Below are 20281 nucleotides of genomic sequence, written 5' to 3' on the forward strand. Positions count from 1 at the left end.
CCTTTTAAATGATTGGCGCTTTTGATACAAAACGATTTTCCGGGATTGTGAAACCGAGATGGTCACGAAGCGTATTCCCTTCGTAGTCCAGGCGGAATAGCCCCCGTTCCTGTAAAATCGGCACCACATGTGCAACGAATTCCTCCAAGTCTCTTGGCAAAAGGGGAAATTGGAGCATAAAGCCGTCGGCAGCTTTTTCAGTAAACCATTTTTCGATTTCATCTGCCACCTGTTCGGGGGTGCCGATAAAGCGATCAACTTTTGCAGCGCCAAAAAACCTTGTATATAAATCACCCACTTTTAAATCCTCTCTCTGAATAATTTCCACCATTTCATTGAACTGGCTTTGAATACTATTTACCTTTGGAAATTGGACTTCCCGTGCAGGCGTATCGAGCGTATATTTGGAAAAGTCCACATTGCCCATGTACCCCGAAACAAATCTCAGACTCTCGTAAGGGTCAACCAGCCGTTGAAGCTCTTCGTACTTTTGGATCGCTATTTCTTCCGTTTCCCCCACAATCGGCGAGATGCCATGAAGAATGTGAAGGTCATGCTCGCTTCTGCCGAAATCTTTCAACTGCGATTTCAGCTTTTGGTAAAATTGCTTTGCTTCTCCGATATCATCCCAATGGGTAAAAACAACTTCCGCCGTACGGGCGGCCAGCCGCTGTCCCGGCAAAGACGCGCCTGCCTGAATGATGACCGGCTGGCCCTGCTTGGAACGGGCAATGTTCAGCGGTCCTTTTACCTGAAAATACTCCCCTTGAAAATGCAGCTCATGTACCTTTTCCGGGTTATAAAACCGACCTTCCTCCTTGTCATACATAAACGCATCATCTTCCCAAGAATCCCACAGTCCTTGAACAACATCGATAAATTCTTCAGCCCTTCGATACCGAAGATCATGTTCCCAATGCTTTTCCCTGCTGAAATTCAAGGCCGTTTCCCCAGTGGCATCCGCTGTCGTCACCACATTCCAGCCGGCCCGGCCGCCGCTTATATGATCGACAGAAGCAAATTGCCGTGCCAGTACATAAGGCTCGCTGTAGGTAGTAGAAGCTGTTGCACCGATGCCGATTTTTTCGGTTGCCGCCGCCAAGGCCGTGATTAAGACGATTGGGTCAAAACGGTTCAAAATCTGCGGATGTGATTCGTGATTGATTGCCAGGCTGTCGGCAATAAATGCCAGGTCAAATTTTCCCTTTTCGGCAATTTGGGCAAGCTTCTGCAGTTCTTTTACATCAATGCTTGCACTTGGGTTTGCGGATGGATGCCGCCATGAAGCCACGTGCATCCCAGACCCGACCAAATATGCCGCAAACTTGATTTGTCTTTTTTGCGCCAATGTGAGCTCCCCCTATTGATTGGAGTAAGTTTCCTTATATGTGCTTAATTCTTCCAGTGAAATGAATGCCGGCAAATATAAGTTTCTTCTATAAATTCGGCTGTTTGATAAAGTTCAACGATTTTCCCGAATGTTGGATTTTTCCCCTGCTTTCGTTGTGCTGCCGGAGCATCCCGCCAGGAATACCCCTATTATCAGAAATGGCAAAAGCCATTTTTTCATGAGGTGTCCCCCTATTCGACTCTCCTGATTTTTCTTTCCAATACATTGCCCACACTCTGAATCCCCTGGACAAGTAAAACAAGAATGACAACGGTTGCCAATATGGTAATCGTGCTGAATCGCTGGTACCCATAGGTGATCGCCAAATCGCCCAGTCCGCCGCCGCCGACAGCACCGGCCATTGCGGTTGCACCAATTAATCCAATGGTTGCCGTTGTGATACTCAGAATAAAAGATGCGAAGGCCTCCGGCAGCAAAAAACGGTGTATGATTTGAAACGGAGTGGCCCCCATCGCCTTTGCCGCTTCAATGATTCCTTCGTCCACTTCCAGTAATGAATTTTCCACAAGCCTTGAAAAATACGGTCCGATATGAAGGACAAGCGGTACAATGGCCGCGGTTGTTCCAATCGATGTTCCGACAATAAGCCTTGTAAATGGAATGATCGCTACGAGCAGGATAATAAATGGGATCGAACGGAATGTATTGACGATTGGATTGACAATCGAAAAAATAATCCGGTTTTCCAAAATATGTCCTTTCCTTGTTGCGACAAGCAGAATGCCGAGGAAAATCCCGATGATTCCGCCGAAGAAAAGTGATACGCTAACCATGTACAACGTTTCCCACAAAGCGCTCAAAATCAACTTTGTGCTGACTTCCATCCTCTAAAACCTCCTTTACCTCAACATTTTGGCCGGTGATAAATATCAGCGCCCGTTCAATCTCATCATCATCGCCAGTCAGCCCAACCATTAAATGTCCGATTGGAATTCCCTGCAGTTCAGTAATATTGCCATACAGTATATAAATGTCCACATCAAAAACCTTCGCTGTTCTGGATATGACGGATTGGCCCGAGGCTGCCCCGAAAAACGCCAGTTTGAAAAATCGGCTGTGATATTCCGTTGCCTGCAGAAATGGATGGAAGCCGGCCGGGATTTCGTCCCTGACAACCGACCGGACAAAATTTTTCGCCGTTTCTGTCTGCGGGCGGGAAAACAGCTCAAACATCGTGCCGCTTTCAATCACACGGCCATCCTCCATGACCGCCACCCGATTGCAAATTTGCTTGATCACTTCCATTTCATGCGTGATGATTAATATCGTAATCTTGAATGCTTCATTAACCCGCTTTAACAGCTTTAAAATGGATTGAGTGGTTTGCGGATCCAGGGCAGATGTCGCCTCATCACAGAGCAGGATCGATGGATTCGTTACAAGCGCACGGGCGATGCCGACCCTCTGCTTTTGTCCTCCTGAAAGCTGGTCGGGATAATTCCGGGCCTTCTCTTCCAAACCGACAAATCTAAGAACTTCATCAACGCGTTCCTCGATCGCTTTCTTCTTTTTTTTACTCAGCACCAACGGCATGGCTACGTTGTCAAAGACGGTTTTGGATTGAAGCAGGTTAAAGTGCTGAAAGATCATGCCAATTCTTTTTTTCGCTTCCCGAAGCTGGTGTTCCGGCAGCTTGGCAAGGTTCCTTCCATCTACGATCACCTCACCGGAAGTCGGCTGCTCCAATAAGTTCACCGTTCGGATTAAAGTGCTTTTTCCCGCTCCGCTAAAACCGATGACGCCAAAAATATCCCCTTCCCTAACCGTCAAGCTTACATTTTTGAGCGCTTCGACCTTCTTTTCCCCGCTGCCGAATACCTTTGAAACGTGACGAAATTCGATCAAAAAAACCCCCTCCTTTTTTAAAATGCAGGTACTACAGCTCCTTTATATTTTTCCAAAATGAACGCTTTCACTTGTTCGGTTGTCAAAGCTTTAGCCAGCTTTTGGATGGCTTCATCGTTTTTGTTATCCTTCCGGGAAACTAAAATATTGACGTAAGGCGATTCATTTCCTTCAATTATCAAGGAATCTTCCAGTGGTTTAAGGCCTCCCTCCAAGGCGTAATTCGTGTTGATCGCCGCTGCCTCCACGTCGTCCAGCGAATGGACCAATACCGCTGAATCGACGGGAATAAATGTAAGTTGTTTTTCATTTTTCACGATGTCTTCAAGCATATAATCCCCCGACTTCGCATCATCCAGCTCAATGATCCCGTTGGCTGCAAAGAGCTCGAGTGCCCGGGAAAAATTTACAGGATCTTTCGGCAATGCCACTTTGGCGCCATCGGATAGCTCATCAATGGAATCGATTGCTTTTGAATAAACACCGAACGGTTCAATATGAACACCTTGCACATTAACCAAATCCAAACCGCTGTCTTTCTTGAATTGATTCAAATATGGCGTATGTTGAAAGAAGTTGGCATCCAGTTCCCCATCCGCCGTCTGCTGGTTTGTCTGAATGCCATCAGAGACTATTGATATATCCAGTTTCACGCCTTCTTTTTCCAATTCCGGCGCGATATATTCCAAGATTTCTGCATGCGGTGTAGAGGAAGCCGCAATTTTCAATGTAACGTTTTCTTTTTTGGCAGCCGTTTCTTTTCCTGCTCCGCATCCCGCCACCAACCCCAAACCCATAACGGCCATTAATGTGATGAAACCTTTTTTGAAGTTCATTTTTCAACCCCCATTTTTTTATTACAAATCAAACCTGTAGCATTTAATCCGGCGATTTTCTTTATGAATATCATGGCAAGGATCCCGGATAAAACCAAATTGTTCGTACAGCCTGACGGCCTGCTCCATGGAATCGGTCGTATGCAAAAACACACTTGAAGCGCCAAGTTCTTTGACACATGACATGGCAGACCGTAAAAGTTCCGTACCCACACCAAGCCCCCTTGCCCGCGGGTGAACGCCCAAAAAGCGGATAATCGGTGATTGAATTTGTATTTCCCAATCTTTGTAGGCTTTTTCCGATGACGAAAATAATTGGAGGGTGCCAACAATTTCCTCCCCCTGTTTTGCGATCAACAGGATTTCTCTATCCGGATGATCAATGGAAGCGATCAGCTCCATCACGTATTCAGACCACCTTTCCGGTTCAAATACTGATTCGAATTGGCGATAACATTCCAGCAACAATTTTCGGACGGCTTCCCTTTCGCTTTCCTCCATTTCCTTGATCGTGATGGTTTGATTGAATAATCGGGCCATGATGACCTCCTTTTATATTACTTTACCCATCAGAATACTACGTTTTAGGGTAAAATTTTTATCGACTGTTCCAAGCCTCTCTTGGCTCTTCCGGCGGCTATTGGACGAAGCAATTCAAAAGACCGGACCCGCTCCTCTTCTTTTCGGATTGGTGTATGAAGGATAAATTCATCGACTTCGTATTGATAATGTATTCGTTCCAATTCCCCCTTTACTTGCTCGGGAGTTCCTGCAATCATATCTGCTTTATGCTCCTCCACTTCAAAAGCTTCCACTGCCTGCTTCTTAAAAGCTTCCACCTGTTGATAGGACTGCACGGTCAATGTCCGGCCGCTTTCAATCGTTATTTTGTAAAGGCTGTGTTCAGCAGCGATCTGCTTTGCTTCTTTTTCGCAAGGTGCCGCAAAAACGGCAACGGCTGCCATAAAAGTGCCTTCCGGATACAGCTTGCGGTAAATACGGGAAGTTTGCGCCAATGATTCTTCACTGCCTACGAGAAACTTCGCAAATACAAAATGCACGCCCAGTTCCGCCGCAAGCCTGGCACTTGAAGCACTTCCGCCGAGCAGAAAAATTTCCGGTTTTACAGGCGGCTTTGGCAACGCTTCGATTCCGGAGAGCGGATGTGCTTCCTCCACGGAATGATCCAACAGCTTTTTTAAAAAAGTAAGCCGTTCTTCAAAATGGATTCCATCATGTTGAGTACCGTGCTGCAGTGCTTTTGTAGAAAGCGGCAGTCCGCCGGGCGACTTTCCAACCCCAAGGTCTACCCGTCCCGGTGAAAGGGTGGATAAAACGTGAAAATTTTCCGCGACCTTAAAAGGGCTGTAATGCTGGAGCATAACGCCCCCCGATCCAACCTGAATGGCGTTTGTCCTGGCGAGTAAGTGTGAAATTAACACCTCGGGTGATGAGCCCGCTACGTCCCCCATATGATGATGTTCGGCCACCCAGAAACGGGCATAACCCCATTGTTCCGCTTTTTGGGCAAGCCTTATTGTATCCTGCAAGGCATCAAATGCCGTTTTCTCTGGAAAAACCGGGCTTTGATCAAGAATTCCAAGCTTAAAACTCATGTACTTTCTGCCTCCTCTTTTCATGAAAAAAAGCATCCTCCCCATTCATCATCATTGAGAAAGATGCCTTTAGTTGTCTAATCGGCCGCCATATTCATTTGTCTGCTTTCATCATTGGGCTTTCCTCTGCTTCCCCTTTGCCTTGTACCGCTTTTTCTCAGTCGCATCAATTTGTGTGATTTCTCCATCGTGTACCGTAATGACCAACGAACCATATTCAATCTTTTTCAACGCTGAAACAATGTCCTCAATTGTATTTGTTTCAACCTTTGCCATTTCCACCCCTCCATTAAAAAAACCCCTTCTTACACAATAAGAAGAGGTTTTGGTTTAACATTTTGTTCTCTTCTTATCTTTCAGGCTTGCAAAAAGCCTGCTGGAATTGGCACAGTACCGGACGGTCTGTTGCCGAGGCTTCAAAGGGCCAGTCCCTCCACCTCTCTGGATAAGAAATCAATTATTCAGTTGAGTACGTCTGCTTTGGCGTATTTATATCCTATCCCACAAAAAATTTTCTGTCAAGGATGAATTTTACATTTTTACAACTAAACCCATAAGTTCAGTGCGTTTTTTATTCAAAAAAAAAGCACCCTGGATGCTTTTATGGCTCATGATTGATTTCTAGATCCTGCTCCTCTTCGGCAGCCTGCATTTTTTTATAGCCGATTTTTGAAATCCAAATGCTGATTTCATACAAAATGAGCAATGGCACGGTTACCATCATATGTGAAATTAAATCTGGAGGCGTAATAAACGCTGCGATCACCAACAAAATAAAGTAGGCATATTTTCTCACCCGCACTAAAAACATCGGTGTCACAATACCCAGCCTTGTCAAAAACAAAACGACGACCGGAAGTTGGAACAAAATTCCGAAAGGAATGGTTATTTGAAAAAGAAACTGAAAATATTCATTAATGCCAATTGTCGTCTGGATTTCCATGTTGCTTGATAAGCCAAGCATAAACCGGATTACAAACGGAAACAGAATAAAATAAGAAAAAAGGACGCCTGCTAAAAACAGCATAACGGAGACCGGTATATAGCTGAGCGTTGCCTTCCGTTCCTTCTCCAAAAGCCCCGGACTGATAAAGGCCCACAATTGATACAAGATGACGGGGGAAGTGAAAATAAACGCCAGCACAAACGTCATTTGCATAAATACTTTAAACGGATCCGTTACCCGGAACGCATTCATCGTAATGTCCTGGGCAGCACTTGCATGCTGGAGCAGTTTGATAAGCGGCTGTGATATAAAAAAGCTGACGATGACAGCCAACACAAAGAAAACGACTATAATGACAAGCCGTTTTCGCAATTCCTCTATATGATCGATGATCGTCATTTCTTTTTGACTCATAGTTTGTCCATCCTATCAAAGATCGCCGTCTTTTTTCTTGTCCTTTTCATCATCTTCCGCCAAACCTTTCGTCGCGTTTTTAAATTCACGCAACGTGTTGCCCGCAGCCTTACCAAGTTCCGGCAACTTCTTCGGCCCGAAGATCAATAAAGCGACAAGTCCAATCAAAATTATACTTCCTGCACCTGGACTCACTGCGGCCACCTCCTTATAGTTTTATTTTAATGGAAACCCGTCCTTTTAGCTATTAAAAAACGTTTATGGTTGTGAAAATTCCGTGTCATCAAGAGGATAATGTTTCAAAAAGTAAATGAGTGACTGCAGTTCCACCGCCAAATCAATATGATGGACACGGATTGACTCCGGTACGTTCAGCCTTGCAGGGGTGAAATTCAGTATCCCCTTCACACCCGTATGTTTAATCCGGTCCGTAATGGACTGGGCGGCACTTGCCGGTACAGTCAATATAACAACGGCCACTTCTTCTTTGCCCAACCTCTCTTCAAGCTCAGCCAAATCATAAATCGGAACATTTCTGATCTCTTTCCCGATTTTGTTTTGGTCGACATCGAATGCCATTTCGATTTTTGTATTGTTGTTTTTCAAGAAATTATAATTCAAAAAAGCCGTTCCCAAATTTCCTACACCAATTAACGCAACTTTCGTCACCTCATCCTGGTCAAGCGTCTTGCGAAAAAATGACAGCAAGTAATTTACATTATACCCATATCCTTTTTTTCCAAGCGCGCCAAAATAAGAAAAGTCCCGCCGAATGGTAGCGGAATCGACTTTCACCGCTTCACTCAATTCGGCCGAGGATACGCGCTGCTTCCCTGATGCGTGTAAATTTTTCAAAAATCTGTAGTATAGCGGGAGCCGCTTTGCAGTTGCCTGCGGTATTTTTAATGTTTCCTCATTCATATTCAATCCTCCATGCCAAGAAAGAAAAAGCACTTCAATTCTTCAGTTTCATGGGTTCCACGCACAGAAACGAAAAAACCCTTATTCCGTTTCACGATGATAATCTTTACTGGATACTCCGCCCGTTTTTTCCATTAAAAAAGTTGGTCCGATCACCATTCCCTTATCCACAGCCTTGCACATATCGTAAACAGTGAGAGCAGCTGCCGAAACAGCGGTCAATGCTTCCATCTCCACTCCCGTATTTCCGATTGTCTTAACTTCAGCAGTTATTTCCAAGATTTTATTATTCTCAGATCCTTCCTTCCAATCGAAAGAAAAGTTGATTCCTTTAATCGGGATCGGATGGCACATCGGGATGATTTCCCATGTTTTTTTCGCGGCCATAATCCCGGCTACTTGCGCAACCGCAAGGACGTCGCCTTTTTTTACTTGCTGATTTGCAATCAGTTCGTAAATATGGTCGTTCACTTCAATGCTCGAACGGGCAACAGCAGTGCGGACTGTTTCCGGTTTTCCGCTCACATCCACCATTTTTGCCCTGCCTTCCTTGTTAAAGTGCGTTAATTTATCCACGGCCAAACACCTCTTTATCATTCTACACTATTTCGTGTATACTGTCTGTCTTTGCAGCGCAAAAAATCCGATTGTCAAATATCGTTAACATACGATACACTGTCTATAATTAGGGGTGGAAAATATGCTATTACTTCAAGTTCAGCAGCTTTCAAAGTATTTTGGGGCTGATATGGTCCTTTCAAATATAAAATTGGAAATCCGCGAAGGGGATCGGACAGCCCTTGTCGGAAGAAATGGCGCCGGGAAATCTACCTTGTTAAAAATCATCGCCGGAGAATTGTCACATGATTCCGGCCAGGTCATTAAACCGAAAGATTTGACGATCGGGTATTTGGAGCAGCATACAGGCTTGGAATCAGAATTAACGATTTGGGAAGAAATGCTTTCCGTATTCACGAAAGTCCGGACAATGGAAAATGAACTGCGGCAAATCGAACAAAGGCTTTCCGATCCTGCTAATTATGAACAAGAAGGGACCTATAAACGGCTACTGGAAGAATACGACGGGCTCCAGGAGCAGTTTAACGAAATCGGCGGCTATCAATATGAATCGGATATCCGGTCTGTCCTTCATGGCTTCCAATTTTACGAAGAAGACTATCATACGAATATTGCCTGGCTTAGCGGCGGGCAAAAAACGCGCCTGGCACTTGCCAAATTGTTGTTGGCCAAGCCGGACCTGCTCATTTTGGATGAGCCGACAAACCATCTCGATATCGAAACGATGGCCTGGCTTGAAAAATATTTGCAACATTATCCGGGGGCCCTTCTCATCGTTTCCCATGACCGCTATTTTCTCGATCAAATTGTCACACAAGTGTACGAGCTGTCCCGAACGGAAATTTCGGTCTATCACGGCAACTACAGCAAATATCTCGAGCAAAAAGCCGAGAGATATGAACGTGAAATGAAGCTTTATGAAAAACAGCAAGGCGAAATTGCCAAACTGCAGGATTTCATCCAGCGCAATCTGGCACGGGCGTCCACGACCAAACGCGCACAAAGCAGGCGCCGCCAATTGGAAAAAATGAACATCATGGACCGTCCCGAGGGAGACGAAAAATCCGCTTCTTTTTCATTTTTGATTAAGAAGCAAAGCGGGAATGACGTATTGTCCGTTTCGGGCGCAAGCATCGGCTACGAGGGACAGCCGTTGGCTGCGCATATAAATTTAAGGCTTTCCCGTGGCGACAGCGTTGCTCTTGTCGGTCCAAACGGAATCGGCAAATCTACATTGTTAAAATCGATCATAAAAAAAATTCCCTTCCTGTCCGGGGAAATTCAATATGGGGCAAACGTTCAATTCGGTTATTACGACCAGGAACAAGCCAGCCTGTCATCCAATCGAACCGTTTTACAAGAATTATGGGATCGCTATCCGCTGATTAATGAAAAAGAAGTCAGATCGGTCCTTGGCAATTTTTTATTTACCCAGGATGATGTATTAAAAACCGTTTCCTCATTGAGCGGAGGAGAAAAAGCACGCCTGGCTCTCGCCATTTTGATGCTTGAAAAGGCGAATGTCCTCATTCTTGATGAACCGACGAACCACTTGGACTTGGACAGTAAAGAAGTGTTGGAAAACGCCCTTGTGGATTACCCGGGAACGATCTTATTCGTTTCCCATGACCGCTATTTTATTAACAGGATTGCTACAAAGGTCGTCGAGTTGTCCACAGAAGGAACAAAAGAATTTCTCGGCGACTATGATTACTATGTTAATAAAAAGGCGGAAGTAGCGGAGCTTAAACAGCTCAATCAGCCAGAATCAAAACCAAAACAGGCAGATAGCAAGAGCTCGTATGAGCTTGACAAAGAAACAAGAAAGCGTGAACGGCAGCAAAAAAGGCGCATTGCCGAAATTGAGGAGCTGGTGGACCGGTTGGAAGCCGATTTAAGTGGAAAAGAGGAATTGCTGACGGATCCAGCCGTGTTCAACGATCACGAACGGACACTTGAGATCCATCGGGAAATGGAAAAGCTTCAATCCGAAATGGATCGCCTGATGGAAGAATGGACAGAGCTTTCGGAAAGTCTTGCTGAATCCTGAAGGCAAATAATCAAACTCGTTTATCCCGGTGGACGCCCCCATCGGGATTTTTTTTTACCCACAATTTTGCCCACATCTTAAACGTATCCATATCAGTTATAAACAAACTTATTCACATTATCCACATTGCACGCAGAGATTTATCCACATATCCCTATTTTTCCACAGGTGCTTCGCCGTTTTATCCACAAAAAAAAAGACTCCGTCCAATCGGAGTCTTCACTTATTGTTCAATGTCCAAACCAGGATGCGCATTCATATCAAGCGCCCCTCTTTTACCGGCTTCAAATAAGACGGTTCCTGCCGCCGCAATCATGGCGGCATTGTCTGTGCATAAATAAAGAGGCGGAATGACGAGATCAACACCATCCATTTGCCGAAAGGCGGATGCAAGTGATTCCCGAAGCCCTTTGTTTGCGGCCACTCCTCCGGCCAGGAGCACTTGTTTTACGCGTAATTCCTTAGCAGCCCGGACTGTCTTTTTCGTTAAAACTTCCACAACGCTTTCTTGAAAACTCGCCGCCAAATTTGCCGGGGAAATGTTTTCCCCACGCTGTTCGGCATTGTGGAGCGTGTTGATAACCGCAGATTTCAGGCCGCTAAAACTGAAATCATAGGAATCTTCATCCAGCCATGCCCTTGGGAGATCAATATTTGCCGAACCCTCTTGGGCGAGCCTGTCGATATGAGGGCCGCCTGGGTAAGGCAAATTCAAAGTCCGTGCGACTTTGTCATAAGCTTCGCCGGCTGCGTCGTCCCGCGTTTCCCCAATTACTTTAAACGAACCGTGTTTTTCCATATACACGATTTCCGTGTGCCCGCCTGATACCACGAGCGATAACAGAGGAAACATAAAATCGGTGATGAGGCGATTCGCATAAATGTGGCCGGCAATATGATGAACACCTACAAGCGGAATATTCCGGCTGAAAGCCAATGCCTTTGCAGCATTTACGCCCACGAGCAGCGCACCAACCAACCCGGGACCCTCCGTTACGGCCACGGCATCAATCTCTTCAAAAGAAACTTCCGCTTGCTTCATCGCTTCCTCAATGGTGATGGTAATTTGCTCAACGTGATGGCGTGATGCCAGTTCCGGAACGACGCCGCCAAACCGGCGGTGACTTTCAATTTGGGAAGCGACCACATTGGATAAAATTTCTTTTCCATTTTGAACGACTGCAGCAGCCGTTTCATCACAGCTTGTCTCAATGCCCAGTATGACTAAATTCTCCTGCTTCATAAATTCACCCACATTACTAACGCATCTTCCAGATTGTCGGTATAGTACTTTTTCCGGATGCCGCCTTCTTGAAATCCCATTTTTTTATAAAGGGACTTGGCAATGTCATTACTTACCCGCACTTCGAGCGTCATCTTTTTCGCGCCGGCTTCCTTGGCGAGATTCATTATTTTAAAAAGCAGCTGTTCACCCAGTTTTTTTCCGCGATATTCGGGAAGTACGGCAATGTTTGTAATATGCGCCTCATCCAAAATAATCCACACTCCGCAATATCCTGCTTCAATCCCGTCGCACGTAATAAAAAGGTAAGAAGCAAAGCGATTATGAACGATATCATTATAAAATGCCTCTTCGGGCCAGGGCGCCGTAAACGACCGGCTCTCGATCTCGACCAGTTTTTCAATATCTTTGAGTGAGGCCAACCGAAAAGAAATATCTTGACTGACACTCATGCTGCGATTTATCATCATGATTTCTTTCCCTGCCTCTCCAACCATTTGGCTTCGGCTTCCACTAGGCGTATATAATTCGGAGTAAATGAATGGACATCTTCATTGGGCATATTCATTCCAAATAACCCTAAAAGCCCAGGCCTTGGATTATATTCTCCGGCATGAGCGAAAAATGCCCGGTCTTCGAGAACGGACTTAAAGGTTTGTTCATGAAGATGGACGTCGTTCCCATTTAATAAAATCGGTCCCGCTTGCTCTTTCAAAATGTTCGCCCACTCCGCGGCCAATATATTCCGGTCCTCCATAATCATTTGGAGCTTGCCGTCCTTGAATTGGTAAAGCCCCGTATAAATCAATCCCCGTCTCGCATCAAACAGCGGTGAAATATATCCTTGAAAATATCTGCCTGCCGCTGCAAGCACGGCCAGGCTGGATACACCCGCCAAAGGTATGCCCAAGCTCCAGGCCATCGTTTTGGCGATCGTTACACCAATCCGCACCCCGGTATAAGAACCCGGACCCCTGGCTACAACGATTTTATCAAGTTCAGCAGGTTCTGTATCGCAATCTTTCAGCAGGTGCCGAATCGCCGGCATGACGCGTACACTATGGTTCTTTTTTATGTTCGTAATATATTCCCCGATCACTTTAGACTCACTTACCAGGCCTATTCCCAAAACTTCGTTTGATGTATCAATTGCCAGGATTTTCATGAAAAAACTCCTTACATAAAGCTTCATATCTGCTGCCGCAAGGTTTAAAAACAATCTTGCGGTTTTGGCCATCCAAATGATGCAATTCAACAGCCAGCCTTTCTTGCGGAAGCTGCTCTTTTATAAAACGGGCCCACTCCACAACGGTTACGCCATCACCATCGAAATATTCGTCAAAGCCGAGATCTTCAAAAGAATCCTCCAAACGATAAACGTCCATATGATACAGCGGAAGCCTTCCTTCATACTCTTTGATGATGGTAAAAGTGGGGCTGTTCACCGTTTTGCGGACACCAAGACCTGCAGCCAACCCTTTTGTAAAAGTCGTTTTTCCTGCCCCGAGCCCGCCTTCAAGTAAAATGACGTCCCCTGCTTCCAAAAGACGCCCGAGCTTCTCGCCAATGGCAAACGTTTTTTCCGGAAGGGCTGCAACGATTTCAAAATGATTTCCCATGTTAAACTCCCTCAATCGTTTATACAAAAAAACCTTAGGACGCACACCCCCTAAGGCTGACACATATTTAATGAACTTGTTGATTGCGGGAGCAGGATTTGAACCTGCGACCTTCGGGTTATGAGCCCGACGAGCTGCCAGACTGCTCCATCCCGCGGCAATATAATGGTGCTTCTTGATCATTATAACGAATCAAAAAAAGAAAAGCAAGTGTGCAAGGGCATCTCACATCCAGTAAATTTTCAGCTCAAAGTTTTCAACATTTGATTCCCGATTATGACATAAATCCCTTAACTCTCCTGTAGGCCATATTTCACGGATGGTGAAAGTACCTGATTCTTTCATCCTATGTACCCGAAAATGAAAAGATCAAAAGATATTTCTTTTGAACCGTTTTATATCGAAATCATTAAAATATTCTAAATACATTGCTATAATCGTTATGGTAGAGAATTGTCAGAAAAAAGTCGGTTTTTATGGGGGGATGTGGATATTGGAGTAAAAAAACAGTAAAAAAACTGCCGGATTATGTTTCGCTCCTTTCATTGATTCAAACGTGGTGATAGGTATTCTTTTTAAAAATCTATAGGAGTTGAAATTCAATTGAAAAAGAAGCTTTTATTTACCCTTGTGGCCGCGTTTTTCGTTGCAGTAACTTCAGTCATGCCGGCGTCAATTTTCCAGACTGTCTTTGCCCAAACCCCCTACAAACCGACTCCATACGAAGAAATAGAATCAATACTAAAACAGCACGAAATAGAAAGTGATCGTGTTTCGGTAGAAGTCATCGGACAATCTGCCTTGGGACATGATTTATACGGAGTCGTCATTGCTGAAACAGAGGATGACCTGGAACAGATCAAAGCGATGAGGAAAGCAATGATTCAAAATCCCGGTAAAGCGAAAGAATGGATCAAACAAAATCCGGACTTTAAAGTGCCAATCCTGATTAATGGATCTATCCATGGCAATGAATATCCTGGTGTTGATGCAAATCTGAAATTAATCGAAAGATTCGCCTATGAAAATGACAAAGAGACAATGCGTATACTTGAAAATAATATTCTTATTTTTAATGTTGTCGTTAACCCGGATGGGCGGATTTTGGGAACAAGAGCAAATGGAAACGGATTTGATATTAACCGTGATCATGTAACACTCTCTCAACCGGAAGCGATGGCCAACGTCGATTTGATTACGGAATGGAACCCGATGGTTCATCTCGATTTGCATGGATTCGTTAGGCGATCCAATGATTACCCCGGCCTGATTGAACCGTGCAGCATTCCGCACAACCCAAACTATGAATATGATCTTTTCATTGAATTTGCTTTGGCACAGGCGGAAGCGATGGAAAAAGAGCTTGTTGAGAATAAAGAAAAATTTGAAACAGATTTATATAAAAATATGAAAGGAACCCATATTCCGTATCGTGATGCCAAAGACGGCTGGGATGATTACCCGCCGATTTTTACGCCGGTATACGCGATGCACCATGGCGTTTACGGTCATACACTTGAAACACCAAACAATACGGCCGATGGTGTCGAGTGGCACTATCATGCCGTCATGGGTGCTTTAAAATATGCTACTGACAATAAAATAAAAATGACTGAAAACCAGATTGAGATTTGGAGAAGAGGCGTCGAATTTGACCACCCGAATCACAAGGAGGGATTTTTCCCGAAAGCTTACATTCTGCCTGTTGACGATACAGATCCGACTCCCACGGTAAAGGCAGTCACTCACTTGCTCAAACATAGTGTAGAAGTGGTGAAAGCCAAGGAGCCGTTTACTGTTGAGGGAAAACAATACGACAAAGGTACTTATATTGTGAAATTGAATCAAGGGAAGGCCAGCCTGGTGAACACGCTCCTGTGGGATGGGGAAGATATTAGCGATCAAGCAGGCGCCATGTACGATATTTCGGCATGGAATTTACCCGATTTATGGGGTTTTGATGCAATTGCAGCCCATTCGAACATTACCGTTCCTGTCGATAAAGTAGAAAAGATTAACTTAAATGGTGAATTAATAGGTGACGGCCCATATGAAATACCAAATACTTCAGTAGCAGCCATCGCACTAGTCAACAAGTTGTTGGAAAACAACTTGCCTGTTTACAAAGGAAGTAACGGCCAATTCTATGTGGAGAACAGTAATGCCGACGTCTTGAATGAAGCAGTACAACAATCAGGAATTACTGTAAAAACGAAAGCAATCCCTAAAGATGCGAAAGTGCTGGAAAAGGTGAATGTTGCCATATTAAATGATGGCGGCCAGCATGGCACCCGCACGGCACTGAAGCAGCTTGGATTTCAGGTCACTGAAGTTAGAGCTCAAGATATTGCCGCAAATGGATTGGACGGCTACGATGTACTCGTTGTGAACGGCTCCGGAAGCGGAACGGGTTCGTACAGCCAAAAAATTCAAGCATTTATTTCAAATGGCGGAAAATATATTGCGATTGGAGCCAATGCTTCCAATACGGCTGCCCGGCTCGGTTTAACTGAAGCTGCAGTAAAGACTGCCGGTTCCAGCGGCCGGGATCATAATGGTGTCGTTAACGTGAATTATAAAGATACAACCTTCACGGCAGGGTACGGTGCGAATGACATAGGATTCGTTTATAATCCGGCATGGTACACCAATGTAGAAGCTGATAGAGTCATCGCTTCCTATGCCGATCAAAACTTTTTCAAAGCCGGTTTTTGGAAAAATTCGCAAGTTGCACAAGGACAGCCGGTCATGATCAAAGGCCCAAATCCCGGAGTCACGTTAATCGGGCTGGAAGTTGGATTCCGGGCGCATCCAGAATACTTGTATCGACTCATAACAAACGCTATTTACCCAGGTAAAAAAGACGTATTGACAACAATTTCCGGAACAAAGTCACGTGTGGAGCGCTATGCAAAAGAGGGTGCATTCAAGAACGACCGTGACGCACGCGCCCTGACAACCCACTTGACTGCCGTAAGTCTTTACGAGGAAAAAGGACAAGCTGAAAAAGTAAAGAAACATATGGAAGGCTTTAAAGTACTCCTTGAACAGCAAAAAGAAAATGGGGCAATCTCTGATCAGGCGTATAACATCCTGAAAACCGACACCGATGCTTTGATCACCAAATGGCAATAGGCAAGATAGGACCAACGGTAATCTAATCATAGATTAATAGACTTTATCTATGTCCAGGCCCTGTGGCAAGTCAGCCCACACTTGCCATGGGGTAAATTGCTTTTTCTAAAATCGGTCGGGTGAAAAAAAGGAATAGGAGAGAAGACCATGAGAAGAAAACAGTTCTTGTTTGCCCCATTTATTGCACTCATGATGGCTTTAACCATTATGATGCCCATATCGGGGACCGTTCTGGCCCAAACCCCTTACGTACCGACACCATATGAGGAAATTTTGCCAATATTGCAGCAACATGAAAAAGAGAGTGAACGGGTATCGCTTGAAGTCATCGGGCAATCGGCGTTAGGCCACGATCTTTATGGTGTTGTTATTGCTGAGTCTGAAGAGGATATCGCAAAATCGAAAGTGTTACGGGAAATGATGGTTGAAAATCCGGAGAAGGCTAAAGAATTTGTTGACGAAAACCCCGATATCAAGGCTCCGATCCTCATCAATGGATCCATTCACGGTAACGAAGAACCCGGGGTTGATACAATATTGCAGCTCATTGACCGGTTTGCGTACGATACCGATGAAGAAACGATGCAGATCCTCGAAAACAACATATTGATCTTTAATGTCGTGCAAAACCCGGATGGGAGAATTTTAGGAACACGGGCAAATGGCAATGGATTTGATGTAAACCGTGATTTCGCTACACTCTCTCAACCGGAATCAAGCGCAACTGTTGATTTGATGGTCAAGTGGGTTCCGATGGTCTTTTTGGATTTACACGGCTTTGTAATAAGGAATCAAAAAACGCCCGGTCTGATAGAACCGACAACAGGTCCCCATAATCCGAATACCGAACACAATTTATACATCAAATGGGCTCTGCCTCAAGCTGAAGCGATGGAAGCCGAACTCGTTGCCAACAAGGATGAGTTCGAAACGGACTTGTACCGAAATATGGAAGGAGCCCATATTCCGTATCGCGATGCGGTAGATGGATGGGACGATTATCCGCCGATTTTTGCACCGGGTCACGGAATGTATCATGGATCATATGTCTCAACGCTGGAAACACCGAACAAAACGAGTGATGGAGTGAAATGGCATTACCATGCCGTCATGGGTGCATTAACATTTGCCACTGAAAACAAAGTGGAAATGCTTAAAGATCAAATTGAAGTATTCAGGCGCGGTGTCGAATTTGACCACCCCGATCACAAGCCTGGATATTTTCCGAAAGCGTACATTTTACCGGTAAACAAAACAGATGCTTCTCAAACCGTAAAAGCTGTGAACCAATTTCTTAAATATGGCATCAAAGTAGAAGAAGCCACTAAGCCGTTTACAGTTGATGGGAAAGAGTACGATAAAGGAACGTATATTGTGAAAATGAATCAAGCAAGAGCAGGATTGGCGAACACACTTTTATATGATGGTGATGATATTAGTGATCAGGTAAATGCCATGTATGACATTTCCGCTTGGAGTCTGCCTAAATTATGGGGATTTGATGCAATTCCTGTCCAATCCGCCATCAATGTCCCGGTGACATCATTGGATAAAGCGGAAGCAGAAGGCGAATTAATCGGTAAGGGTCCATATGAAATTACGAACAGCTCAGCGGGAGCCGTTGCGCTCGTTAACGAATTGTTAAAAAATAATGTACCTGTTTATAAAGGCAAAAACGGAAATTTCTATGTAGACAAAAATGGGGATGCCTTGCAGAATGCCGTAAAAGAATCAGGCATTTCTTTGCAAACAAAATCCATGCCTGAGAATGCCAAATTAATTGAGAACGTGAATATCGCTGTTTTAAATGATGGCGGGCAGCATGGTGTCCGCACAGCGTTAATACAACTTGGATTTGAGGTGACAGAATTAAGGGCCCAGGATATCGCAGCGAATGGATTAGATGGCTATGATGTGCTGATCGCCAATGGCAATGGCATTGTCAGGACAGATGCCTATAAAGAAACAATCCATGAATTTGCAGCCAATGGCGGGAAGTATATTGCGGTTGGAGCAAATGCTTCAGCGAATGCCGCTGTACTCGAATTGACGGAAGCCACAGTCAATCGGGGCGGGACAAACAACAACGGGATCGTCAGCGTAAATTATAAAGATACTTCACTGACGAACGGATATGGAACGGACGATATCGGCTTTGTCTACAACCCGGCCTGGTATACGAATGTCGAAACTGATAGAGTGGCAGCTTCTTACGCTGATAAAGATGTGTTTAAAGCCGGATTTTGGAAAAACCCTCAAGTCGTTCAAGGCCAACCAGCCATCATTCAAGGTGCTTATCCAGGCGTTTCGCTAATCGGTTTGGAAGCGGGATTCAGGGCACATCCGGAATATTTATTCAGATTGCTGTCAAACGCAATTTACCCTGAAGAGAAATCCATTTTAACAACGGCTGCTGGAACGAAAGCACGTGTGGAGCGCTATGCAAAAGAGGGAGCGTTTAAAAGCGACCGTGATGTCCGCGCCTTGACAACCCACTTAACTGCCGTAAGCCTTTATGAGGAAAAAGAACAAGCCGAAAAAGCAAGCAAACATATGGAAGGCTTTAAAGTGCTCCTTGAACAGCAAAAAGCAAATGGATCAATTTCTGAAAAGGCGTATCATTTCCTGAAAGCTGACACGGATGCTTTAATCGCCAAATGGGAATAGTCTAATAGTATAGGTGTTTCATAAAGTCAGGATGTTTTTAAAAAGGAGTCGATGCCTTCAGAACAGCCGTGGGTTAGGGGCTTTTGGCGGTCCCGGTCAGAATTAAATTGGACTCCTGCTGAAACTTACAGAATCCAGGTACTTTAATGGCAAATGGTATAAAGTAACCTTATAACCGAAATAGACACTACTTCTATCCTGATCACGAATTGCTTTGGAAAAGGCCTATTTGTTTCATACTCCATTTAAATCGTTTAAGATTAAATCATACAAGATTTAAACTGCGGTAATCAGGAGGCGTCATAATGACAACTGTTTATGATTTTGAAGTGAAAAAGACAAATGGTGATTTGAAATCCCTGAAAGATTACGAAGGCAAACCGCTAATTATTGTGAACACCGCAAGCAAATGTGGATTGACACCACAGTTCAAAGGGTTGCAGGAACTCTATGAAAAGTACAAAGACAATGGTTTGGAAATCCTCGGTTTTCCTTGTGATCAATTCAATAACCAGGAATTTGATAATATTGAAGAAACAACTGAATTTTGTCAAGTCAACTATGGAGTGTCTTTTCCGATTTTCGCAAAAATCGATGTAAATGGAGATAATGCTGATCCCCTGTTTACTTTTCTAAAAGAACAGAAAACAGGACTCTTAATGAAGAACATCAAGTGGAATTTCACAAAATTTCTTGTGGACCGCAATGGCAATGTAGTTGAACGCTATGCCCCAACAACAGATCCATTGAAAATAGAGGATGATTTAAAGAAATTATTATAAAGTAAGACTTCAATCAGTGGGGGAGGGCTACAGGATGTGGGTCATGTGATCGGCATCCTGCCGACCTGAACCAATCGGGCTTTAACTGGCAGTTGATTTTGGGGGTGGGGGTCTTACTGCCTATTAAAGTGGGTGAAAATAAAAAACATAGAGCCTTATGCTCTATGTTTTTGTTTGCCCGGCAACGTCCTGCTCTCGCAAGGGGAAACCCCTCACT

Annotated in this window: 19 protein-coding genes, 1 tRNA gene and 1 riboswitch; of the genes, 4 read left to right on the top strand and 16 right to left on the bottom strand. The window is 44.5% G+C overall.

Going from position 1 to position 20281, the window contains the following annotated elements; translation table 11 throughout:
• Positions 1-4: 4 nt before the first annotated feature.
• The 11 genes from AB1L08_RS12675 to moaC form a co-directional block, all read right to left on the bottom strand.
• Entirely contained in the window at positions 5-1348 is a 1344-nt protein-coding gene (locus AB1L08_RS12675) for an LLM class flavin-dependent oxidoreductase (protein ID WP_413065028.1), read from the bottom strand.
• A gap of 233 nt (positions 1349-1581) precedes the next feature.
• Complete coding sequence (locus AB1L08_RS12680; RefSeq protein ID WP_413065029.1) at positions 1582-2235, bottom strand: methionine ABC transporter permease; 654 nt, start codon at positions 2233-2235, stop codon at positions 1582-1584.
• Positions 2177-3256, bottom strand: coding sequence for a methionine ABC transporter ATP-binding protein (locus tag AB1L08_RS12685; RefSeq protein ID WP_413065030.1), 1080 nt, complete (start codon positions 3254-3256; stop codon positions 2177-2179). Before AB1L08_RS12685 ends, AB1L08_RS12680 begins: the two co-directional genes overlap by 59 nt.
• A 17-nt stretch (positions 3257-3273) precedes the next feature.
• Positions 3274-4092, bottom strand: a complete 819-nt coding sequence (locus tag AB1L08_RS12690; RefSeq protein ID WP_413065031.1) for a MetQ/NlpA family ABC transporter substrate-binding protein — start codon at positions 4090-4092, stop codon at positions 3274-3276.
• Positions 4093-4113: 21 nt separating this feature from the next.
• Positions 4114-4632: a GNAT family N-acetyltransferase gene (locus AB1L08_RS12695; RefSeq protein ID WP_413065032.1), complete on the bottom strand. Its 519-nt coding sequence runs from the start codon at positions 4630-4632 to the stop codon at positions 4114-4116.
• 44 nt (positions 4633-4676) lie between these two features.
• The gene (locus AB1L08_RS12700; protein ID WP_413065033.1) at positions 4677-5708 is read right to left on the bottom strand and encodes an MsnO8 family LLM class oxidoreductase; all 1032 of its coding nucleotides are present in this window, start codon (positions 5706-5708) and stop codon (positions 4677-4679) included.
• A 111-nt stretch (positions 5709-5819) separates the two neighbouring features.
• Positions 5820-5984, bottom strand: coding sequence for a YezD family protein (locus AB1L08_RS12705; protein ID WP_413065034.1), 165 nt, complete (start codon positions 5982-5984; stop codon positions 5820-5822).
• A 70-nt stretch (positions 5985-6054) separates the two neighbouring features.
• A riboswitch (SAM riboswitch) is annotated at positions 6055-6160 on the bottom strand.
• A gap of 149 nt (positions 6161-6309) precedes the next feature.
• Entirely contained in the window at positions 6310-7068 is a 759-nt protein-coding gene (gene tatC / locus AB1L08_RS12710; protein ID WP_413065035.1) for a twin-arginine translocase subunit TatC, read from the bottom strand.
• A gap of 15 nt (positions 7069-7083) precedes the next feature.
• Complete coding sequence (locus AB1L08_RS12715; protein ID WP_413065036.1) at positions 7084-7263, bottom strand: twin-arginine translocase TatA/TatE family subunit; 180 nt, start codon at positions 7261-7263, stop codon at positions 7084-7086.
• A gap of 63 nt (positions 7264-7326) precedes the next feature.
• The gene (locus AB1L08_RS12720) at positions 7327-7989 is read right to left on the bottom strand and encodes a redox-sensing transcriptional repressor Rex (RefSeq protein WP_413065037.1); all 663 of its coding nucleotides are present in this window, start codon (positions 7987-7989) and stop codon (positions 7327-7329) included.
• Positions 7990-8070: 81 nt separating this feature from the next.
• A complete protein-coding gene (moaC, locus tag AB1L08_RS12725; RefSeq protein WP_413065038.1) occupies positions 8071-8565 on the bottom strand; it encodes a cyclic pyranopterin monophosphate synthase MoaC in 495 nt (164 codons plus the stop codon).
• Positions 8566-8689: 124 nt separating this feature from the next.
• Between moaC and AB1L08_RS12730 the strand changes: the two genes are divergently transcribed.
• Positions 8690-10618, top strand: coding sequence for an ABC-F family ATP-binding cassette domain-containing protein (locus AB1L08_RS12730; protein ID WP_413065039.1), 1929 nt, complete (start codon positions 8690-8692; stop codon positions 10616-10618).
• 223 nt (positions 10619-10841) lie between these two features.
• Here the strand turns inward: AB1L08_RS12730 and tsaD are convergent, their stop codons facing one another.
• From tsaD to AB1L08_RS12755, 5 genes are all read right to left on the bottom strand, one after another.
• Positions 10842-11861: a tRNA (adenosine(37)-N6)-threonylcarbamoyltransferase complex transferase subunit TsaD gene (gene tsaD, locus AB1L08_RS12735; RefSeq protein ID WP_413065040.1), complete on the bottom strand. Its 1020-nt coding sequence runs from the start codon at positions 11859-11861 to the stop codon at positions 10842-10844.
• Positions 11858-12328, bottom strand: a complete 471-nt coding sequence (rimI, locus tag AB1L08_RS12740; protein ID WP_413065046.1) for a ribosomal protein S18-alanine N-acetyltransferase — start codon at positions 12326-12328, stop codon at positions 11858-11860. The genes tsaD and rimI overlap by 4 nt, the downstream gene beginning before the upstream one ends.
• On the bottom strand, positions 12328-13026 hold the full coding sequence (gene tsaB, locus AB1L08_RS12745) for a tRNA (adenosine(37)-N6)-threonylcarbamoyltransferase complex dimerization subunit type 1 TsaB (RefSeq protein ID WP_413065041.1): 699 nt from the start codon (positions 13024-13026) through the stop codon (positions 12328-12330). Before tsaB ends, rimI begins: the two co-directional genes overlap by 1 nt.
• Complete coding sequence (gene tsaE, locus AB1L08_RS12750; protein WP_413065042.1) at positions 13007-13480, bottom strand: tRNA (adenosine(37)-N6)-threonylcarbamoyltransferase complex ATPase subunit type 1 TsaE; 474 nt, start codon at positions 13478-13480, stop codon at positions 13007-13009. The genes tsaB and tsaE overlap by 20 nt, the downstream gene beginning before the upstream one ends.
• Positions 13481-13563: 83 nt before the next feature.
• A tRNA-Met gene (locus tag AB1L08_RS12755) sits at positions 13564-13637 on the bottom strand.
• Between the two features lie 446 nt (positions 13638-14083).
• On the opposite strand from AB1L08_RS12755, the gene AB1L08_RS12760 reads away from it, so the two are divergent.
• The 3 genes from AB1L08_RS12760 to AB1L08_RS12770 all read left to right on the top strand — a co-directional run bounded on the left by AB1L08_RS12760 (position 14084) and on the right by AB1L08_RS12770 (position 20064).
• Positions 14084-16615 (top strand): FIMAH domain-containing protein, encoded by a 2532-nt coding sequence (locus AB1L08_RS12760; RefSeq protein WP_413065043.1) that lies wholly within the window; start codon positions 14084-14086, stop codon positions 16613-16615.
• A gap of 147 nt (positions 16616-16762) precedes the next feature.
• A complete protein-coding gene (locus AB1L08_RS12765) occupies positions 16763-19282 on the top strand; it encodes an FIMAH domain-containing protein (RefSeq protein ID WP_413065044.1) in 2520 nt (839 codons plus the stop codon).
• A gap of 305 nt (positions 19283-19587) precedes the next feature.
• Positions 19588-20064, top strand: a complete 477-nt coding sequence (locus tag AB1L08_RS12770) for a glutathione peroxidase (RefSeq protein ID WP_413065045.1) — start codon at positions 19588-19590, stop codon at positions 20062-20064.
• The last annotated feature ends 217 nt before the right edge of the window (positions 20065-20281 follow it).

Origin of the sequence: Siminovitchia jepli, from assembly GCF_047228825.1 — a bacterium.
Lineage (GTDB): Bacteria > Bacillota > Bacilli > Bacillales > Bacillaceae_C > Siminovitchia.